This is a genomic window from Pseudomonas sp. RW3S2 (genome assembly GCF_014268955.1).
In the GTDB taxonomy this organism is placed as follows: domain Bacteria; phylum Pseudomonadota; class Gammaproteobacteria; order Pseudomonadales; family Pseudomonadaceae; genus Aquipseudomonas; species Aquipseudomonas wayambapalatensis.
This window is the reverse complement of sequence record NZ_JABWRM010000007.1, coordinates 26,475-44,498: the sequence shown is the minus strand read 5'-3', so window position 1 is coordinate 44,498 and position 18,024 is coordinate 26,475. Positions and strand designations below refer to the sequence as shown.

General features: G+C 62.4%; 9 protein-coding genes. 7 read left to right on the top strand and 2 right to left on the bottom strand.

What is annotated here, in order from left to right:
* The first annotated feature begins 472 nt into the window (after positions 1–472).
* The 5 genes from HU748_RS11780 to pgm all read left to right on the top strand — a co-directional run bounded on the left by HU748_RS11780 (position 473) and on the right by pgm (position 8,893).
* Entirely contained in the window at positions 473–1,822 is a 1,350-nt protein-coding gene (locus HU748_RS11780) for a hypothetical protein (RefSeq protein WP_186720432.1), read from the top strand.
* Positions 1,822–3,186, top strand: a complete 1,365-nt coding sequence (locus HU748_RS11775) for a PLP-dependent aminotransferase family protein (RefSeq protein WP_186720430.1) — start codon at positions 1,822–1,824, stop codon at positions 3,184–3,186. Before HU748_RS11780 ends, HU748_RS11775 begins: the two co-directional genes overlap by 1 nt.
* A gap of 78 nt (positions 3,187–3,264) precedes the next feature.
* Complete coding sequence (locus tag HU748_RS11770; protein ID WP_186720428.1) at positions 3,265–4,917, top strand: VRR-NUC domain-containing protein; 1,653 nt, start codon at positions 3,265–3,267, stop codon at positions 4,915–4,917.
* The gene (locus HU748_RS11765; RefSeq protein ID WP_186720426.1) at positions 4,914–7,175 is read left to right on the top strand and encodes an ATP-dependent DNA helicase; all 2,262 of its coding nucleotides are present in this window, start codon (positions 4,914–4,916) and stop codon (positions 7,173–7,175) included. The genes HU748_RS11770 and HU748_RS11765 overlap by 4 nt, the downstream gene beginning before the upstream one ends.
* An 80-nt stretch (positions 7,176–7,255) precedes the next feature.
* Positions 7,256–8,893: a phosphoglucomutase (alpha-D-glucose-1,6-bisphosphate-dependent) gene (gene pgm / locus HU748_RS11760; RefSeq protein ID WP_186720424.1), complete on the top strand. Its 1,638-nt coding sequence runs from the start codon at positions 7,256–7,258 to the stop codon at positions 8,891–8,893.
* Between the two features lie 248 nt (positions 8,894–9,141).
* Here the strand turns inward: pgm and HU748_RS11755 are convergent, their stop codons facing one another.
* On the bottom strand, positions 9,142–9,840 hold the full coding sequence (locus HU748_RS11755; RefSeq protein WP_186664220.1) for a pirin family protein: 699 nt from the start codon (positions 9,838–9,840) through the stop codon (positions 9,142–9,144).
* 220 nt (positions 9,841–10,060) lie between these two features.
* On the opposite strand from HU748_RS11755, the gene HU748_RS11750 reads away from it, so the two are divergent.
* Positions 10,061–12,532, top strand: coding sequence for a UvrD-helicase domain-containing protein (locus HU748_RS11750; RefSeq protein ID WP_186720422.1), 2,472 nt, complete (start codon positions 10,061–10,063; stop codon positions 12,530–12,532).
* 12 nt (positions 12,533–12,544) lie between these two features.
* Here HU748_RS11750 and HU748_RS11745 read toward each other — a convergent pair whose 3' ends face one another.
* On the bottom strand, positions 12,545–17,428 hold the full coding sequence (locus HU748_RS11745) for an NEL-type E3 ubiquitin ligase domain-containing protein (RefSeq protein WP_346655465.1): 4,884 nt from the start codon (positions 17,426–17,428) through the stop codon (positions 12,545–12,547).
* A 152-nt stretch (positions 17,429–17,580) separates the two neighbouring features.
* On the opposite strand from HU748_RS11745, the gene HU748_RS11740 reads away from it, so the two are divergent.
* On the top strand, positions 17,581–18,006 hold the full coding sequence (locus tag HU748_RS11740; protein WP_186710558.1) for a VOC family protein: 426 nt from the start codon (positions 17,581–17,583) through the stop codon (positions 18,004–18,006).
* Positions 18,007–18,024: the final 18 nt, after the last annotated feature.

Here is an 18,024-nt window from a genome sequence, read left to right as displayed (position 1 = left end):
AGCACATCGAGTTGCATGAAAAACCGGGCCTAGGCCCGGTTTTTTTCTGATATTTCCTACAAAAATTTAATTAAGGTCCGACGCAATTAAGGCTGTCGCGTTAATGCTGTTTGCTTGTCATTTCTGATCAGGATTCCATACTTGGGTTTTCTTTTGTTGTATGTAGATCAATACCGCACTCCTGAATGGTTTTTTTACCTGGATCTGTATCTTTTATTCAGTCGACAACCCTCGATAATGGCTCTGTGATACTTGACGTGGCTCGGCTGAATGAAGCGTGTTGGCGCTGCTGATGCGGCCCAGGGCGCCTGCATGGGCATTGCAAATGCCTCTGCATTGAGTGAGTGCCGGCCTACTGTTGCCTGGAAATTTCCTAATAACTTGTGGGAAATATCTTGGAAGTGAATCGCGACCTGTTTCTCACGTCGGTGAATGCCGGCTTTCTTTGCGCTCAAGGAATGGAGTGGACCATATGAGCAATATCCATGAGCAGGCCATGCACTACATATATCAGCAAGTACTGGATCGTCTGCTGGAACATATGTCCCAGGCGCAACGGGCCTGCGTTCAATTGCTGATTCAGCGCCTGCTGGTGGCGGCAGGTGGCGTGGAGTACATCGGGGACTTTCGTGTGTTGGTGATACACGGGCATGACCGATGCAACACTCGCCTGCTGGCGTTTCTGCGTGCTGCGCAACTGAGCATCGCGCTACGCGCGCCCCACACGTTTCGCCTGCAAGTGGTGGTCGCTTGCCAGCCCGCACCGGGAGCAGAGGTGCTTGGCGGTCTGGAGAGCACCTTCAGTGCGCTGTTCCTGCAGGATGACCCCCGTGTGGAGTTACTGCTGGCTGGCGGCCAACAACTGCAGCCTTTCAGCCGCCGCGCCGCGTCGGCTGCCAGCACATCGTACGAGCGCGAAGCGCTGCTGATGTTCGGTCACCTTTCTGCTGGGCGAGCAGAATCCTTGCTAGGCAGTCGTCTGCACCTTGAACTGGCCGAAACGCTGCGCCGCATCCTGTCCCAGGGGGCGATGCCCAGCGCGTTAGTCACGGCGATCCCTGTGCGGCAGCGGCGACGTTACCTGGCCTGGAGTCGTACCGTCATGCGTCTGACCGGCGAGCGCGGAAGCCATGCCATACACCAGTGCGCCGCAGTGTTGTGCGAAACGCTGGGGCGCCTGCGAGCACTGGCTGCCAGGCCTACGGAGCACGTCGAGGCGAGAGCCCCGTCATGCCAGGGCCAGACGCCCCTGCGGGTGATCGCGGTCGATGACCTGATCAATGACTCCCGAGGGGAGGACGCGCTGTTTCACATGCTGGGTATCGAGATGCCTGCGTCAGCGCGCGAAGAGCCGCTGGCTGCGTTTTTCGACCCTGCGTACCTGACTCACCTGCAGCGACTGCGCGATCAATGTCTGCTGGGCAGGCGCGACGCCGTCCGGTCGGGGAAGGGCACGGGCAGGCATCTGTTTCAGGAGGCCTATGCTATCGACGATAGCCAGCTGATGTGCCTGTTGTACGCCCCGTTCGCCGAGCAGGGCCGTGGCTTGTTGGCGTTCCTGCAGCGCTGCCATCCGGCGATGCGCGTTGCACTGCCCTATCTGCACCGTGCCCTGCAGGGGCAGCCGTGTCCGGAAGCGGTCGTCCATTGGCTGATCAGTACCAGTGGATTGAGCCTGGCGCAGTTGCGCGTCATCTATTCGGGGGGGCTGCCGCATACGGCATCCCGGCTGGTCGCGAAGCTGGCACGGCGTGACGTTCGGCTGCGGCTGCTGGCGCACCCCTTGACTTGTGCCGAAGCGATGGCGAAGGTCGCCAGTTGATGGGGCGTTCCGTGCGGCGCGAGTTCGCCTATCAGACGGTCTATCGATACCTCGAAACGCTGATCAGCCATGCCCGCGAGGGAGGGGATCCGCGCTTGCCGTCGCTGCGCGACCTGGCCCGGCGCATGCGGGTTTCCCTGGCCACGGTGCAGTATGCCTACAGCCTGTTGGAGCGCGAGGGGCGGGTACATTCGGTGCCCAAGTCCGGATATTTTGCGCAGGTGCCGGTCAATGAGCCCGCCAGTGCGCCGAGGGCGAGCACCGGCCAGTGCGCACCGTTCATTCTCCCGCCATTCTCATGTGGGGCGCTCGAGCCGCTGTTGCTGGCGCATGAGCGGCGTCTGGCGCGACAGTCTGCGCTGACGCAGACCGGCAGCGCGCTGCTGCGCAATGCGCTGGCCGCCCGCCATACCCGTTCTTCCAGGCAGTTCTGGCGAGCTGAGGACGTGCATCTGGCGACGGATGTCCAGGCGTTACTGCAGACATTGCTGCTTGCGCTGGACTTGCAAGGAGGCACGGTACTGGTGGCGACGCCCTGTTGCTGGCAACAGTTGCAGGTCTTGCAACAGCTGGGGATGCGCGTTGTCGAGTGGCCGCTCGATACCCAGGGTGGTTTGGACCTGGATACCTTGGCACAGCTGTTCAAGCGCGAGACCGTACGCCTGCTGTTGATGCCGTCATGCCTGGCGACCCCTCCGGGACGCCTGGTGTCGCTGGATGAGCAGCGTGAAGTGGCGCGTCTGCTGGCGGGATATCCGACGTGGCTGCTGGAAAACGACCTGGACAGCGACCAGTGTTTCGTTGCGCCACCTGAGACGCGCCTGCGCGACTGGGTCGATCCGCACTGGCTGCTGGTGTTGGGTTCGCTGGAAGGCATGATCGGCGCCGAAGCGCCCTACGCCTATGTACTGAGTCGGCACCCGGCAGTGTGCGAGGCTTTTGTGCGACGCAGTTTCGTGCTACCCCCGCGGCGTCAACAGGCGGTGGCCTGTCTGCTGAGCCGAGGCGATGTGGACAGTCATCTGCAGCAGATGCGCGACCGTCTGCAAATACGCATGGCGATTCTATGCCATGCCGTCGAGCAGCATCTGGGCAGTCTGTTGGCGTTCAGCGAACCTGAAGGCGGGCGTGTCCTGTGGTGTCGCCTGGGCTTGGCAGTGGATGTGCGTCAGTTGGTGGAAGCCCTGAAAACTTCGGCGCTGCTGGCGGCACCTGGAAATCTGTTCAGCCTGCGAGACGGCTATGACCACCACCTGCTGCTGGCCTGGCAGGGGGACGACGCCGGCGAGCTGGAGCAGGCACTCGAAGCGCTCGGAAAAAGGCTGCAGTGCTTGCGTAGCAACGCACAAGACAGGTCGAACTGACCGTCGATCCGGCGCGCTTGCCAGGTTGCCTCGTCTGTATGTATAACCAGTATTCATGTTTGCCTGCGACGCCATGCCGTGATTGCCCATTCCGTCGAAGATCCGCTCTATTACCTGCACAACTTCCGCCAGGTGCTGAGGTGGGTCGAACACCGATACGCCGATATCCTTGACCCGCACGAACAAGACTTTCTCCGAGTCTTCAGCGGGCTGGCCCAGCCGACGCAGGCACTGTTGGTGCGCATGGTCATGCGCAAGGGCGAGCTGTTTCGCGGCGACCGGCTTGAATATGCCGAGATCGGCGACACGGGCGCAGCTTTGCAGCCTTTGCTCACGCTGGGCTGGGTCTGCGCGAGGCCGATACTGGGCCTGGAGCAGTTGTTCGCCTTGTTGCGCCGGGACGAACTGCTTACCTGCTTTGCCGATCAACTGGCCCATCCTCGCGTGACCAAGACCCAGTTGCTGGCTGCGCTGCGGCCATTGGACCTGCCAGACAGACCACTGTCTGCCTGGTTCGAGCAGGCGCCGGTGCAGATCCTGCAGTGGCGCTTGCAACCCCTGTGCGACCGCCTGCGCCTGTTGTTCTTTGGCAATCTTTATCAGGATTGGTCGGAGTTCGTGCTGGCCGATCTGGGCGTGCTGCGCTATGAGCAGGTGAGCTTCAGTGCGGATTCGCGCGCCTTGCGCCAGCGCGAGGAGGTCGATCTGGCGATGGCCTTGCATGCTTGCGCCGAGCGGCTGGAGCAGGGAGAGGCGCCAAGTACGTTGCTGCAGGCGTTGGAGCGGGCCAACAGCAGCAATCCCTGGTTGGCCAGGCGTCGCGCACGTCTGCTGTTTGCAATTGGCCAGCGCTGCGAGCGGCTTGGGCAATGGGATCTGGCCCTGAGTGTCTACGATGGGCTCGACCACCCCGAGGCGCGCATTCGCCAGGTGCGTGTGCTCGAGCGCAGCGAGCAGTGGCAAAGGGCGCAGGCACTGGCGTCACACATGGCCCAGACCACGGCCAATCCCCTCGAGGTCCAGGCGTTGGCGCGTATGCTGCCGCGCCTTGCACGCAAACTCGGAGGGCCGCCTCGACGCCGCGCGTCTGCTGCCGTGCAGACACTCATCGAACTGGCGTTGCCCGTGGAAATGTCCGCAGTGGGCGTGGAGGAAGCGGTGCGCCTGCACCTGGCGCACGCCGACGGCGAGGTCCATTACGTCGAGAACACCTTGTTCAACAGCCTGTTCGGCCTCTTGTGCTGGGAGGCGATTTTCGCGCCGCTGCCCGGCGCGTTCTTTCACCCTTACCAGGCGGCGCCCCAGGATCTGCACGACAGTGATTTCTCGGTGCGCCGCGCCGCCTTGTTCGAGGCCTGCCTGGGGCGGCTCGACGATGGCAGCTACCGACAGGCGATACGCACCTGTTTTGCCAACAAGCATGGGCTGCAGTCACCGTTCGTGTTCTGGCAGGTACTGAACGAGGCGCTGCTCGAGCAGGCCCTGGCCTGCATTCCTGCCGAGCATCTGAAGCAGTGTTTCCGGCGCCTGCTGCAGGATATTCGCAACAACCGCGCAGGTATGCCCGACCTCATCCAGTTCTGGCCGGGGCAGGGGCGTTACCGCATGATCGAGGTCAAGGGGCCGGGTGACCGCCTGCAGGATAACCAGTTGCGCTGGCTGGACTTCTGCCGTGAGCACGGCATGCCGGTCGCGGTATGCCATGTGCGCTGGTGCGAGGCCGCGTCGTGAGTCTGAGTGTGGCGGTACGTGCGCTGTGTGAGTTTGCCGCCAAGGTCGGCGACCTGGACTTGCGCTTCACGCCGTCGCCCACCGCCCAACAGGGCATCGACGGCCATCGACGGGTTGTTGCGCGGCGCGGTTCTGGCTACGAGGCGGAGGTATCGCTGGAGGGCGAGTACCAGGGATTGCGGGTGCGGGGGCGAGCCGACGGCTACGACCCGGTGCGCAACCGGGTGGAGGAGATCAAGACTCACCGCGGCAATCTCGACCGCCAGCCGGACAATCATCGGCAATTGCACTGGGCGCAGGCCCGCGTCTATGCCTGGCTGTTGTGCCAGTCGCGTGGGCTGGAGCGGATCGAGGTCACGCTGGTGTACCTGGACGTCGACAGCGACCGACAGACCTTGTTCAGCGAGCCGCAGCATGCCGCGCAACTGCAGCACTTCTTCGAGACCTTGTGCCAGCGCTTTCTTGGCTGGGCGCACGCCCAGGCCGCACGCCTGCGCCTGCGGGACAGCGATCTGCAGGGGCTGGCGTTTCCGTACCCACAGTTCCGCCAGGGCCAGCGCCAACTGGCAGAAACCCTGTACAAGGCCGTGGCCACCGGGCGCTGCCTGATGGCCCAGGCCAGTACCGGTATTGGCAAAACGCTCGGCACGCTGTTTCCGCTGCTCAAGGCCATGGCCCCGCAGCAACTGGACAAGCTGCTCTTCCTCACCGCCAAGACACCAGGCCGGGCACTGGCGCTCGACGCACTGCGCCAGATCACCGACACCACCCCGCAGCCCAGCCTGCGTGCGCTGGAGTTGATTGCCCGGGACAAAGCCTGCGAGTACCCGGGCAGTGCCTGTCATGGTGAGTCCTGTCCGCTGGCCAAGGGTTTCTACGATCGGCTGCCAGCGGCTCGCGAAGCAGCGTCGCAGGTGGTGTTGCTCGACCGTGCGGGGTTGCGGGAGGTCGCGCTGGCACACCAGGTCTGCCCGTATTACCTGGGGCAGGAGATGGCGCGCTGGGTCGATCTGGTGGTTGCCGACTACAACTATTATTTCGACGCCCATGCGCTGCTGTTCGGCCTGACCCAACTCAACCAGTGGCGGGTGGCTGTGCTGGTGGACGAGGCGCATAACCTGGTGGAGCGCGGCCGCGCCATGTACAGCGCAAGCCTCGACCAAGGGCAACTGCTGGCCTTGCGCAAGGCCAAGCCGGCGGGCTTGAGCAGCGCTCTGGAGCGTCTCAATCGCCAGTGGAATGCGTTGTACAAGTCCCAGCGGGCACCGTACCAGGCGAGTGACCAATTGCCCGAGGCATTCCTGCGGGCGTTGCAACAGTGCGTTGGCCTGATTCAGGAGGCCATGGAGCAGGCGCCTGCGCACGTCGAACCGCAGGTCCTGCAGTTCTATTTCCATGCCCTGCAGTTCAGCCGTGTGGCCGAGCTGTTCGATGAGCATTTCCTGTTCGATGTCAGCCTGCGTAACGGCCCGCGAAACCGTCGTCTGGCAACCCTGACGCTGCGTAATGTGGTGCCCGCGCGCCTGCTTGGCCCGCGAATGGCTGCGGCGCGCAGCGTCACCCTGTTTTCGGCGACGCTAGGGCCTCGGCGCTTCTATTCCGACTTGCTGGGTATGCCGGCAGACACCGCCTGGCTGGACGTGGCCGCGCCATTTCGCGCCGAGCAGTTGCAGGTGCGGATCGTCAGTGAGGTTTCGACCCGCTTTCAGCAGCGCAGTGCGTCCCTGGCGCCGATCGTCGGGCTGATCGGCGAGCAGTACCAGCGTCAGCCGGGCAACTACCTGGCGTTCTTCAGCAGCTTTGAATACCTGGAGCAGGTGATGGCCCTGTTCGCCGAACGGCACCCCGAGGTGCCGCACTGGCGGCAGGCGCCGGGCATGGACGAGGCCGCACGCGAGGGATTTCTGGCGCGTTTCGTGGCGGATGGGCGAGGGATAGGTTTCGCTGTACTGGGCGGGGCCTTCGCTGAAGGGGTGGACCTGCCGGGCACCCGGCTGATAGGTGCCTTTGTCGCCACCCTTGGCTTGCCCCAGGTCAATCCGGTCAACGAACAGTTCAAGCAACGTTTGGCCCGGCAGTTTGGCAGCGGTTTTGACTACGCGTACCTGTACCCTGGCGTGCGCAAGGTGATCCAGGCGGCTGGTCGAGTCATTCGGGGCGACCAGGATCGTGGCGTGCTTTTTCTGATCGATGAGCGCTTCAGTGAGCCGCGGGTGCAACAGATGTTTCCTGGCTGGTGGCATACCGCCGCCAACTGATCCGGCCCCATCGCGCGCCGTTGCAACTCCCAGTACACTGCGCGTTCCAACACCTACATCCGTTGAACTCGAGGTTCTGCATGACGCTCAGCCCTTTGGCAGGCAAGCCGGCTCCGGCCAGCGTGCTGGTCGATATTCCCCGCCTGTTGACCGCCTACTACACCGGTCGCCCGGACGCTGCGGTCGCTTCGCAGCGCGTGGCCTTCGGCACTTCCGGACACCGAGGCACTTCGTTCGAGTTGAGCTTCAACGAGTATCATGTGCTGGCGATCACCCAGGCGATCTGCCTTTACCGCCAGGAGAAGGGCATCGATGGTCCGCTGTTCATCGGTGCTGACACCCATGCCTTGTCGGCGCCGGCCACCGCCAGCGCGCTGGAGGTCCTGGCGGCCAATGGCGTGCAGGTGCGCTTGTCCAAGGACGACGAGTACACCCCGACCCCGGCGGTGTCCCATGCGATCCTGTGCTACAACCGCGGTCGTCAACAGGGTCTGGCCGACGGCATCGTCATCACCCCCTCGCACAACCCGCCCCAGAGCGGTGGTTTCAAATACAACCCGCCCAATGGCGGCCCGGCTGACAGCGATGTGACCAAGTGGGTCGAAGCCAAGGCCAACGAACTGCTGGCTGCAGGTCTTGCGGGTGTCAAGCGCATTGACTACGCCCAGGCTCTGCAGGCTGCCACTACCCAGCGTCACGACTACGTGAGCAGCTACGTGGCCGACCTGGAAAACGTCATCGATTTCGAGGTCATCCGTAAAGCCAACCTGCGCCTGGGTGTCGATCCGCTGGGTGGCGCGGGCGTGCGCTATTGGTCGGCGATTGCCGAGCGGTACCAGTTGAACCTTGAAGTGGTCAACACCGAGGTCGACCCGACCTTCCGCTTCATGAGCGTCGACTGGGACGGGCAGATTCGCATGGACCCTTCGTCGCCATACGCCATGCAAGGGCTGATCGGCCTGCGCGAGCGTTTCGACGTGGCCTTTGCCTGCGACCCGGACCATGATCGCCACGGTATCGTCACCAGTGACGGCCTGCTGCAGCCGAACAACTACCTTGCCGTGGCCATCGACTACCTGTTCCGCCACCGCCCGCATTGGCGCAGCGACGCCGCGGTCGGCAAGACCGTGGTCAGCAGTGGCATGATCGACCGGGTCACCGAGCGGTTGGGGCGCAAGCTCCATGAAGTGCCGGTGGGCTTCAAGTTTTTCGCCCAGGGCCTGTTCGAAGGTTCGCTTGGTTTTGGTGGAGAGGAGAGTGCGGGCGCTTCGTTCCTGCGTCTGGACGGCAGCGTCTGGGCGACCGACAAGGACGGCCTGATTCCCGCATTGCTGGCGGCCGAGATGACTGCACGCACGGGGCGCAATCCGAGCCAGGCCTATGCCGACCTCACCGCAGCGCTGGGCAAGCCGTACGCCACCAGGGTCGAGGCCAAGGCCGATGCGCGGCAGAAAGCGCTGCTGAGCAAGCTGGCGCCTGAGCAGGTGAAGTCCACCGAGCTTGCCGGCGAGCCGATCCAGCAGATCCTCAGCCACGCGCCAGGTAACGGCCAGGCCATCGGCGGCCTGAAGGTGATGACCGCCAATGGTTGGTTTGCCGCGCGTCCATCGGGTACCGAGGACATCTACAAGATCTACGCCGAGAGCTTCGTTGACGAGGCGCACCTGCAGCGCCTGGTGCAGGAAGCCCAGGCACTGGTGGATGCGGCGATCAGCTGATTGTCTTGCGATTACCGGCAACGCCGGTGTCGTAAACCTAGGCTCTGTATGAAAAACCTTGATACTCGGTGATGCTGCGTTGAAAACAGCCTCGGAATGCTCATTTACAACCCGTAAAGTCGAGCGCGACCCCGGCCGTTCCTCGGCTGTTTTCGCCTTGCCTGACCTTCGTCTCAAGGCTTTTCATACAGACCCAAGTCGTACGATTCGCGAGCTAGCCCGCGAAAAGTACGACTTGGCCATCTGGCTCAGGCCACATCCACCAGCACGATCTCGCTGTCCTCGAGCGCCGTGACGCGCAGCACCTCTTCGCCTTCCACGGCAATCCCGTCCCGGGCTTTGGCGCGCACGCCATTGGCCTCGACCACGCCTTTGGCCGGAACCAGATACCCGCGTCGTCCGGCATCGAAACGGTACTCGGCGCTCTCGCCGGCACGCAGGGTCGCGGCCACCAGCCGTGCATCGGCACGGATGCGCAGAGCATCCTGATCCTCGACACGGCCGCTGGCCAGCGTCACGAAGCCTTCGCCTCGCTCACCTTTGGGGAACGGCCGAGTCCCCCAGGACGGTGCGTCTCCGACCTTGTCCGGCACAATCCAGATCTGGAAGATGCGCGTGTCGACCTTCTCCAGGTTGTACTCGCTGTGCACGATGCCAGTACCCGCACTCATCACCTGTACGTCACCGACTTCGGTGCGGCCTTTGTTACCCAGGTTGTCCTGGTGGCTGATTGCACCTTCGCGTACGTAAGTGATGATTTCCATGTCCCGGTGCGGATGCGGCGGGAAGCCACTGCCTGCGGCGATCAGGTCGTCGTTCCATACGCGCAGGTTGCCCCAGTGCATACGCTCGGTGTCGTAGTACTCGGCAAAGGAAAAGTGATGATGGGCATCCAGCCAGCCGTGGTTGGCATGGCCGAGGCTTTCAAAGGGGCGCAGTTGCAGCATGATCAGGGTCCTCGGTAAGTGGGAATGGGGCCATGATGCGCCTTTCAAGTATCGAAAATAAGCGTAAATATCGACTTGTTTTTATCTGATAAATAGATGGTTTTGGTTGTGGTGCTTTCTGCGTTTCATCGCCTAATCCTATGATCTGCAAGCATTAGCTGGCACTTTTCAGCGGTTCGGTGGAACATGTTCCGCTGATTCGACTAGCAATGGAGTGACCGTGTCTTTCGAGCAGCCCCCGGCGCCACTGGACCTGACCCCACCCGCGCAATTGCCTTGGTTGCGCCGCTTCGCCGCTCGCCTGCTCGGGCGTGGATTGAGCCGTCTGCAGGCCCAGCACCGTGACTCATGGTTCCTCGGCCATGCCACTGGCCAGCGCAGCGGGCACGCCGATGGCTTGCGTGACGGCTATGAACGTGGCCGCGCCGAAGGGTACGAGGCGGGGCGCCAGGTCCTGGTGATCCGCGACAGCCGCCCGGACGGCGCTGCGGTGCCCGGCGAGGACGACAAGCTGTTCGACGACTGGCGCCTGCCGCTGACAGCAGAGCTGAAGAAACGCTTCAAGGCCGATGTCGGCCAGCGCCTACCTGCCGACGCCCAACCCAGTGCCGCGCAATGGAAGCTGATCTTCAGCGATACGCCGTCTACCTGCGTGGTGGCGGGGGCCGGCGCCGGCAAGTCCACTTCGCTGGTGCTGCGTATCCTGCTGCTGCGTCACTATCTGGGCTTCGAGCTGGACGCCATGACCGTGGTCACCTTCACTCGTGAGTCGCGCAAGGACTTCATAAAACGGCTGGTGCAGGTCTTCGCCCTCTGGCAGATCGACCTGCCGCCGGCCCGTGCCCGTGACCTGGTGCGCACCTTCCATTCGCGCATACTGCCCCTGGTGCGCAGCTTGCCGGGGTTCTCTCAACTGCGCGCATTCGAGACCCTGGGCAACGATGTACCTGCCGGCAGCGAAGCCGAGAGCGAAGGTAACCCTTTCGATCTGCGCCTGAACGATGCCCAGCGCCAGCAGCTCAATCTGTGTTATCGCGACCTGCTGCGTGACAGTCCACGTTTTGCGGAACTGGTCGCGACGATGCGCCAGGAGTCCCTGCAGCTCAAGCCGCTCGATCCGGATCATCCTGATGTGCAGAAGCGCGTACAGGTAACGCAACTGGCGGCCCAGCGCGACGAAGAGTTGTGCGACGTAATCGAAGACCTGTGGTTCGCTGCGGGCGCCTGGCCGATCAAGGGCATCGAGCCCTGCCGGGAAACGGTGCAGATCCGTGGCCAGCGCTTCCATGTGCACGGGCGTCTTGAAGGGCTCGATGCCTGGGTGGTACTGGGCTTCGACCCGTCGGAAAGCGCCCAGTACCAACGTGCCAACGCCAAGCTGTCGGTGCGTGCCGAGTGGGCTGTAAAGCGCACGTTGTTTCAAGCTTTCTGCGATAAGCCACTGATTTGGCTGGATAACTACACCTCGGCAAAGCGTCTCGCCGCGTCGCTGGCGGGTGATGCGGTGGCGGGGCCTGGGTTCGAGTTCAAGGTCAAGGGTGAACTGGCCCCAACGCCATTACTCGATGCCTTCGTCGGTGCGGCGAGCTTCATCGAGAACCTGGGGCTGGAGGTCGGGAGTGCTGTTGCTCGCATGAGCTTTGCGCCGGGCGACAGCGATGTGCCGTTCTTCGAAGCCCTGGCCCTGTACTGGAAGGCGTTGGAGGCCCACCTGCTCGGACAGTCCCCGCCGGTGATGACCTATAACCGCATGTTCGCGCTGTTCGGCGAGAACAACCCCGAGAACCTGCAACTGTTGCCAGACCCGCTGCTACGCCCGCTGGCGCATCTGATGATCGACGAGTTCCAGGATGTCTCGCCACAGATCGTCAGTTGGCTGCGCGCGACGCTGCGTGAGATTCGCAGGCGTGGCCCAGGCATGCATGCCGGGCGCAACGCTGCGCATTCGTCGTTGATGTGCGTGGGTGATGACTGGCAATCGATCTACGGCTGGCGCGGTAGTTCACCAAAGTACTTCATGGAGTTCGGCAAGACCTTCCCATCGCCGGCCAATACCCGGGTGATGCTGGTCGAGAACTACCGGAGTCAGCAGCACATCATCGATGCGGCGGAACACCTGGTGCGCGGCACAGCGGCAATCACCGGCAAGAAGGCCAGGGCCTGTGGTGGCGCTGCTGCGTTGCCGTTGTCGCCGGTCAAGGTGTTCGAGCGCGATGAGGCCGCACTCGGGCAAACCCTGATCGAGCATTACCAGCGTGGCGAGACAGTGATGATGTTGTTTCGAAAAAGTAGCGATAAGCTGCTGATTTCAAATCATATAGAGTCTGTGGTCAGGGCTGATTCGAGCCTGCCGCCTGAGCAGCGTCGTCTGCGTCAGCTCACCTATCACAGCGCCAAGGGCCTGCAGGCCGATGCCGTGTTCATGCTCGGCGATTGCCAATACCTGACCAGTTCGCCCTACAAGAATCAGGTTTACCGCATGGCCGGGTTGGGGCGTACCGGGGATGCGCAGCCGTTCGACAGTGCGCAGAAAGACGAGGCGCAACGCCTGGCCTACGTCGGGGTGACGCGGGCGATCAGGCACTGCTATTGGCATGTGGAAGCTGTCAGCGGCGAGACAGCGGCACTGCCTCGCGCATCCACCCAGGTACAAGGCCGGCACGTCTACTTCGAGGACCTGCGCGGCCAGTGAGGATTCACAGCGTCAGTCGGTTTCGACTTCCCGGGTCAGGCTTTCGAACAGTCCGCGCTCGACGCTCGTCTGCTCATCGCGCAGCGCATTGAATGCCGCCACGTCCTGTTCATCGGTGAGCAGCAACGGCTGCAGTTTCCCGTTACTGCTGGGCAGCTCTTGAGCGATCGCTTTCTCCAGGGCCTTCCTGACCGAGGTCGACAACGAAGTGACGGGCTCGAGCTCGACGGTCTCGCCGTTTACTTGCGAAGCGAAGTCGCGGCAGTACTGCAGGTAATCAAGCCCGGGTCGCCAGAACTCGGTGACCGCCTCGAACTGTGAGGCATGGGCACGCCTGAGGCTGAGCTGCCAGGTGGGCTGTTCGACGATCCATTGGCGGGGCCCTGCCGGATCTGTATCCAGACGCGTCACTTCCTTGCTTACGTTGGCCTCCACCTTGTACGACAGGTGGGCAGTCGGCCTGTAGAGCATGTTCTCGCTCGGCTCTGGATAGTCCAAGTCCTCAGCGAGTGCCTGGCGCAACGCCAGGCGAATCTCTATGTCGTCGACCAGTCCATCGATCAACACATCGTCCGGAATGGCATCTGGGTCGTCCAGCTGATCAAGCGCAGGGATGTCCTCGGCACTGTTTTCCAGCCTCCGCTGCAGGCCGACTTTACGCAGCGTGCGCGCAAGGGCGATGCGATCAGCCAGGTTGTTGACCAGCTCTCGCCGGTAACGCTGGCGCAACAAGGCCCATTTTTCACTGAGGGTGAAGTCGCCGTTGCTGATCTTCTGCAAGCTGACCTCCGTTTCCAGTGCGCTGAATGCGTCGGCGCCGGCATCACCGCAAGTGGTGGGATAGTGTTCCGCGACATCGTTGAGCCTTTCACGCAGCTCGGTACTCTCACCTGCTGCTTTGAGCACTGCCCAGACGCGATTGCGCATGGCAGCAGGTTGTTGGCGAGTGTCTGCCGAATCGAGCAACAAGCCCAGCTTGTCCAGCAGTGGCTGGTTTTCGCCAGTTCCGAATAGATTGGCCCAGAGCAGACGTTGTTCTAGCGTGGCATTGGTCTGTATGAATGCCTCTGTCAGGCCGATCACGCCTTCGTTTTCGTGGACAACGAGTTGAATGCGGGCAAGCCCGGCACGGACCTCTGGCTCCAGTCCGTTGTAGTTGAAGGTCCAGCGCATGCCCGCCTGGCGCCTATTGATACCCTCGGCGAAAGGCGTGGCAAGGATATCTTCAAGGTCGGGTAGGGTGTGGATACGGTTCATCGACAGGTCGAGCTGGCGCAGCTGGTAGTGCCTTTGGCTCATCAGGGTCGTCAGCCCCTGTGGCCATTGCTCCAGGTCGCAGCGCGACAGGTTCAGGTGCGACAGCCGAGCCATGTAGCCAACATCAGGCGCTACGCCCAGAGGGTTGGCTCGCAGGTTCAATTGCTGGATGTGGATCATCCCCTGGAAACGCTCGGCACTGGCAGCATCGAGTGTGATGCGGTTGTTGTTCAGCCTGAGGGTATCCAGGCGGCGTGCGGCGAGGAAGTCGATGTTCGCAGCACTCAGGGTGAGTGCATTGTGCCCCAGGTCGAGCTCTCGCAGAGAGGGCAGGCTGGCCAGGGTTTCCTGCATCTGGGGGCTGAGCCTGGTCAATCCGGTGTCTCTGAGTACCAGTCTGCGAAGATTTGGTGCCGCTCGCAGCGCCGTTGACAGGGAGGATTCGCTGAGCTGCGAACTGTTGAGTATTTCAAGTTCTTCCAGAGCCGGGAAGCAAGTAAGCAGATCGGGGTTCAGTGCCCTCAACCCCAACCGATTGAGGCGCAATGTGCGGACATTCGAGAAGCGCGCCGAAATCTTGGGCAGCGTTGGGGTCTCGCTGCCAATGTTGTGGATTTCCAGCTCGTGCTCCTGCGGATTTCGCCAAGCGTCCATCAGCGCCACGTCTACTCCGCCGGACTCCGTACCAGCATTTCGTGAAGCGTCCACCCATCGGTCGATATCCTGGGTGAGTGTGTGCCACTCGTACTCAAGGCGAGAAATGTTGTTCTCCAATACGCGACCTGTGCCTAGTGGTGCTATCAGGTCATCGATCCGACTTTCGTTGTGTGTTCGGTAAAGCCTGGCGAGCCTTGCTCGCGCCCTGGAGACGCCCCGGCCACTGAGCGGATAGCCCAGCCGACCGTCGCTCAGGCGCAGAGGGGAGCGGAAGCCGGGTCTGACCGGTTGCTGGCCGATCAGTTGGCGGGCCATGTCTCGGTTGGCGGTGGCGAGCTCGAACAGCGCGGCATCGCTCTTTGGCGGTTGTGTCTGCAGCCCCTCGCGCAGCAGTGCGGTATCGGCAGTCGCCAGATCGGCCTGTTTCAGACCAAGGATGGCCCGATCCAGGCGAATGCGGGCTTGCATCAGGCGCGCTTCCTCGGCGACGCGCAGTGGGACGCGTCCATCAGGGCTGCTCATCCGCGCGCGCTCTTGCGGGCTGGCATTTTCGACGATCTCATCCACCGCCACGCCCGGCAGGCTGGGAAACTGCCGCGACAAGCGTTCGGCCGCCAACGAGCTGTGCTCGGCCGCAGGCGCGCGGAGGCTGTCGAAGATCGACTGGCGGTTGGCTTCGAGTTGGTTGGCGAGGCGCTCCTGCAAGACCTGGATCCGGGATGCCTGTCCAGCTTCGACCGGCGCAAGACGCGCAGCTTGTTCGGGATCCATCTGAGCCAGCACACTGCTGACCAGTTCGCCATTCTCCAGCTCCTGTCTGCTGAGCTGCACCACATGATCGCCGGGCCTACTGGCCCTGAGGTAGGTGACGGATTCGCCTGCACGCTCGCTCCCCTTGAAGACTTCCAGAACGTGATCGCTCGGCCATTCCGGCAAATGGGTCAGGGCATTGAGGGCGAAATTCTTGTATGCCGGGAAGCGTGTTCCTTCGCGAACGCTGCGTGTCAGGCCAGAGATCTCTTCGCTGGTGCGCAAGCGCTGGAAGGCGTCCAACAACTGTGAAGGTGTTCGACCATCCTCTGCCAATTGATGACGTAGAACGTCCGCGCTCAAGCCGGTGCTGCGCAGCGCCGTGTCGCGTTGCTCTGCACTGAGGTTGCGCGCCGCCGAGCCCTGGCGCTGGAGCAGAGTCTCACGGTCCCATGTCAGGGGATTCTCGTGCGCCACGCGCCAGGCCCCGGCGTCATTGTGCTCAAGCACAGGGCTATAGGCGTTCGGGTCGCTTGGGTGGCGAACGTGCCACTGGCCGTCCATGTCCTGGAACTGCTCGTAGAGGTCTTCGCCCAGGCGGACATAGGTCTTGCCCTGGTAGACATACTGACCCTGTGTATTGGGTTCGAGCTCGGAGGGGAGTTCCAGGTCACTGGCATACCCTGCCATGTTCGGGCTCCACAGCCGCTCCTGGCCATTGACGCTAATGCTTTGCATCGAATCGACAAAGTGCGATTGCAGTACCGCGCCACCGGCTACTGTGCCAATCAGCAAGCCAGCATTGATTACCAGTGACTTCAAGTGTGCGATGGCCTGGGCGTTGTCATTTTCTTCCCAGGCGTGCAGCGCATCGAATACCGAACCCATCATCTGCGCACCGATCACCAGGCTCATGACCGGGTTGAGCCCCGGTATGCAGACGGCCGCAATGTTGAGGATGTCCATGCCGATGACACCCCAGAATTCGAGGCGCTCCAGGCGGGCTTGGGCATCGACATCGGCGGTCGGTACCACAATCGCGCGGGCATCGGCCTTCAAACGTCTGACATGGCGTATCTCCAGTTCCTTCCACGGACTAGACGGCAGGGTCGTCAGGTTCGTGTCCAGGTTGACCGTCGTCCGTGCGGTCAGCGCTGCGTCGTCTGCAGTCGGGTTGCTGTACAGCGCATTGCGCAATCGGCCGTTGAGTGCAGGCTGCACGGCGCGCGAAGTGTATTCGACGAAGGACTGGCGGACCTTTGGATCGAGCAGGCGTGTGCGCAGGTGGATATGGCAGGCGGCCATTGATTTGAATTCTTTCAGCGTCTCGGTGCTGTCCCCAGGGAGGTAGAGCACCACGCACGTAGCATTGGGCGTCGCAATCGAAATCAGCATGAGTTCGTACAGCTCAAAACCGAAGACACTGAGCGACTGGCACTTGATGCTATAGGGCGCTTGCTTGCTGGCGGGCAGGTCGGCGCAGAGCGTATGCAGGGCAGCGAGTGTGTCGGAAGTGACGTCGCCTTTGAGGTAGGCGATGCGCGCTTGCACCCTCAACTCGTCCTGGCGTGCGCTGATCGAATCTCGGCTGATCTGCTCGGAATTACTGCCATCATAGATGGCGGCCAGGTGCTCCTGGTACTTCTGACCCAGGTCCAGATCGCGGGTTAGAGTGATGAACTTCTTCAGGTCAAGGCTTGGAAAGAATCGGTCATCGTCCTTGGCGAGACGTATACCGGAGAAACGAGGCGTGTCCAGCTCGCTCTTGAAGTTGTGCAGCGCAGCGGCGAGCAAGGAGCGGTACACGGGAGGGCCCGAGGGGAGGTATACCGTTTCCGTCTGGCCGCGTGTTGGTTGTGCGACTTTGGAATCTTGAGTGTAGTACTGCAGGACGTCGACCGACTGCTCCTTGTTCACGACCTTGACCGGCAGCTCCTTGTCGAAGCGCTTTTGCAGCAATGGCCGACAGAAATCGCTGATGCCCTGCAGCCCCGAGAGGCTGGTTTGCAGGGCTCGCAGGCTCTTGGCGCGCTGGTCGAGTGCATTGCGCAGCGCCTGCTGATCTTCGGGGAGTGCCGAGGAGTACCAGTCATACGCGTGACCGCTGGGGTAGAGGTGAGGGCTGCGTTGGGTGTCCAGCAGTGCGCTGAAGTGCTTCGGATGAAGGTCCTTGCTCCAGTTCGGCAAGGTGCGCAGGACCTGTGCTTCATGTTGGTTGGTGAGGTTGCTCATGGAGTGCTCCTTTCGTGGAAGCGCCCATTGGACGAGCTGGAGGGAGGCGCGCGTCTGTAGATGGTTAACGCCTGATAGCGAATTGTCCTGCCTGCGAGGGATCGGTTATGGTGCTGCGATGCACTTTCGGAGCTGCGACCAGGAGCTGCCACATGCGTCCCTTTGCCATTCGCCATATCGATCATCTGGTGCTGCGCGTGCGCGATCTTCAGCGCAGCGTCGCGTTTTACCGTGATGTACTCGGCTGCCGGGTGAGCAAGGAGCGCCCGGACCTGGGCATGATCCATCTGGCCACCGGCACCGCGATGATCGATCTGGTGAGCCTGGACGGTGAGCTCGGTCGCCCGGGCGGCGCTGCGGCAGGCGAGAGCGGGCGCAACCTGCATCACTTCTGCCTGCGTATCGATCCGTTCGACGAGCAGGCGTTGACCCGTTACCTGCGTGCTGCCGGGGTCGTGGTCGAGGCTGCGGAGTCGCGATACGGCGCCGAGGGCGAGGGGCTGTCGCTGTACTGTTATGACCCCGATGGCAACCAGGTCGAGTTGAAAGGACCTGTCGGCCAACAGCAGCAGGGATGATTCTTTCGATCGCCGGGC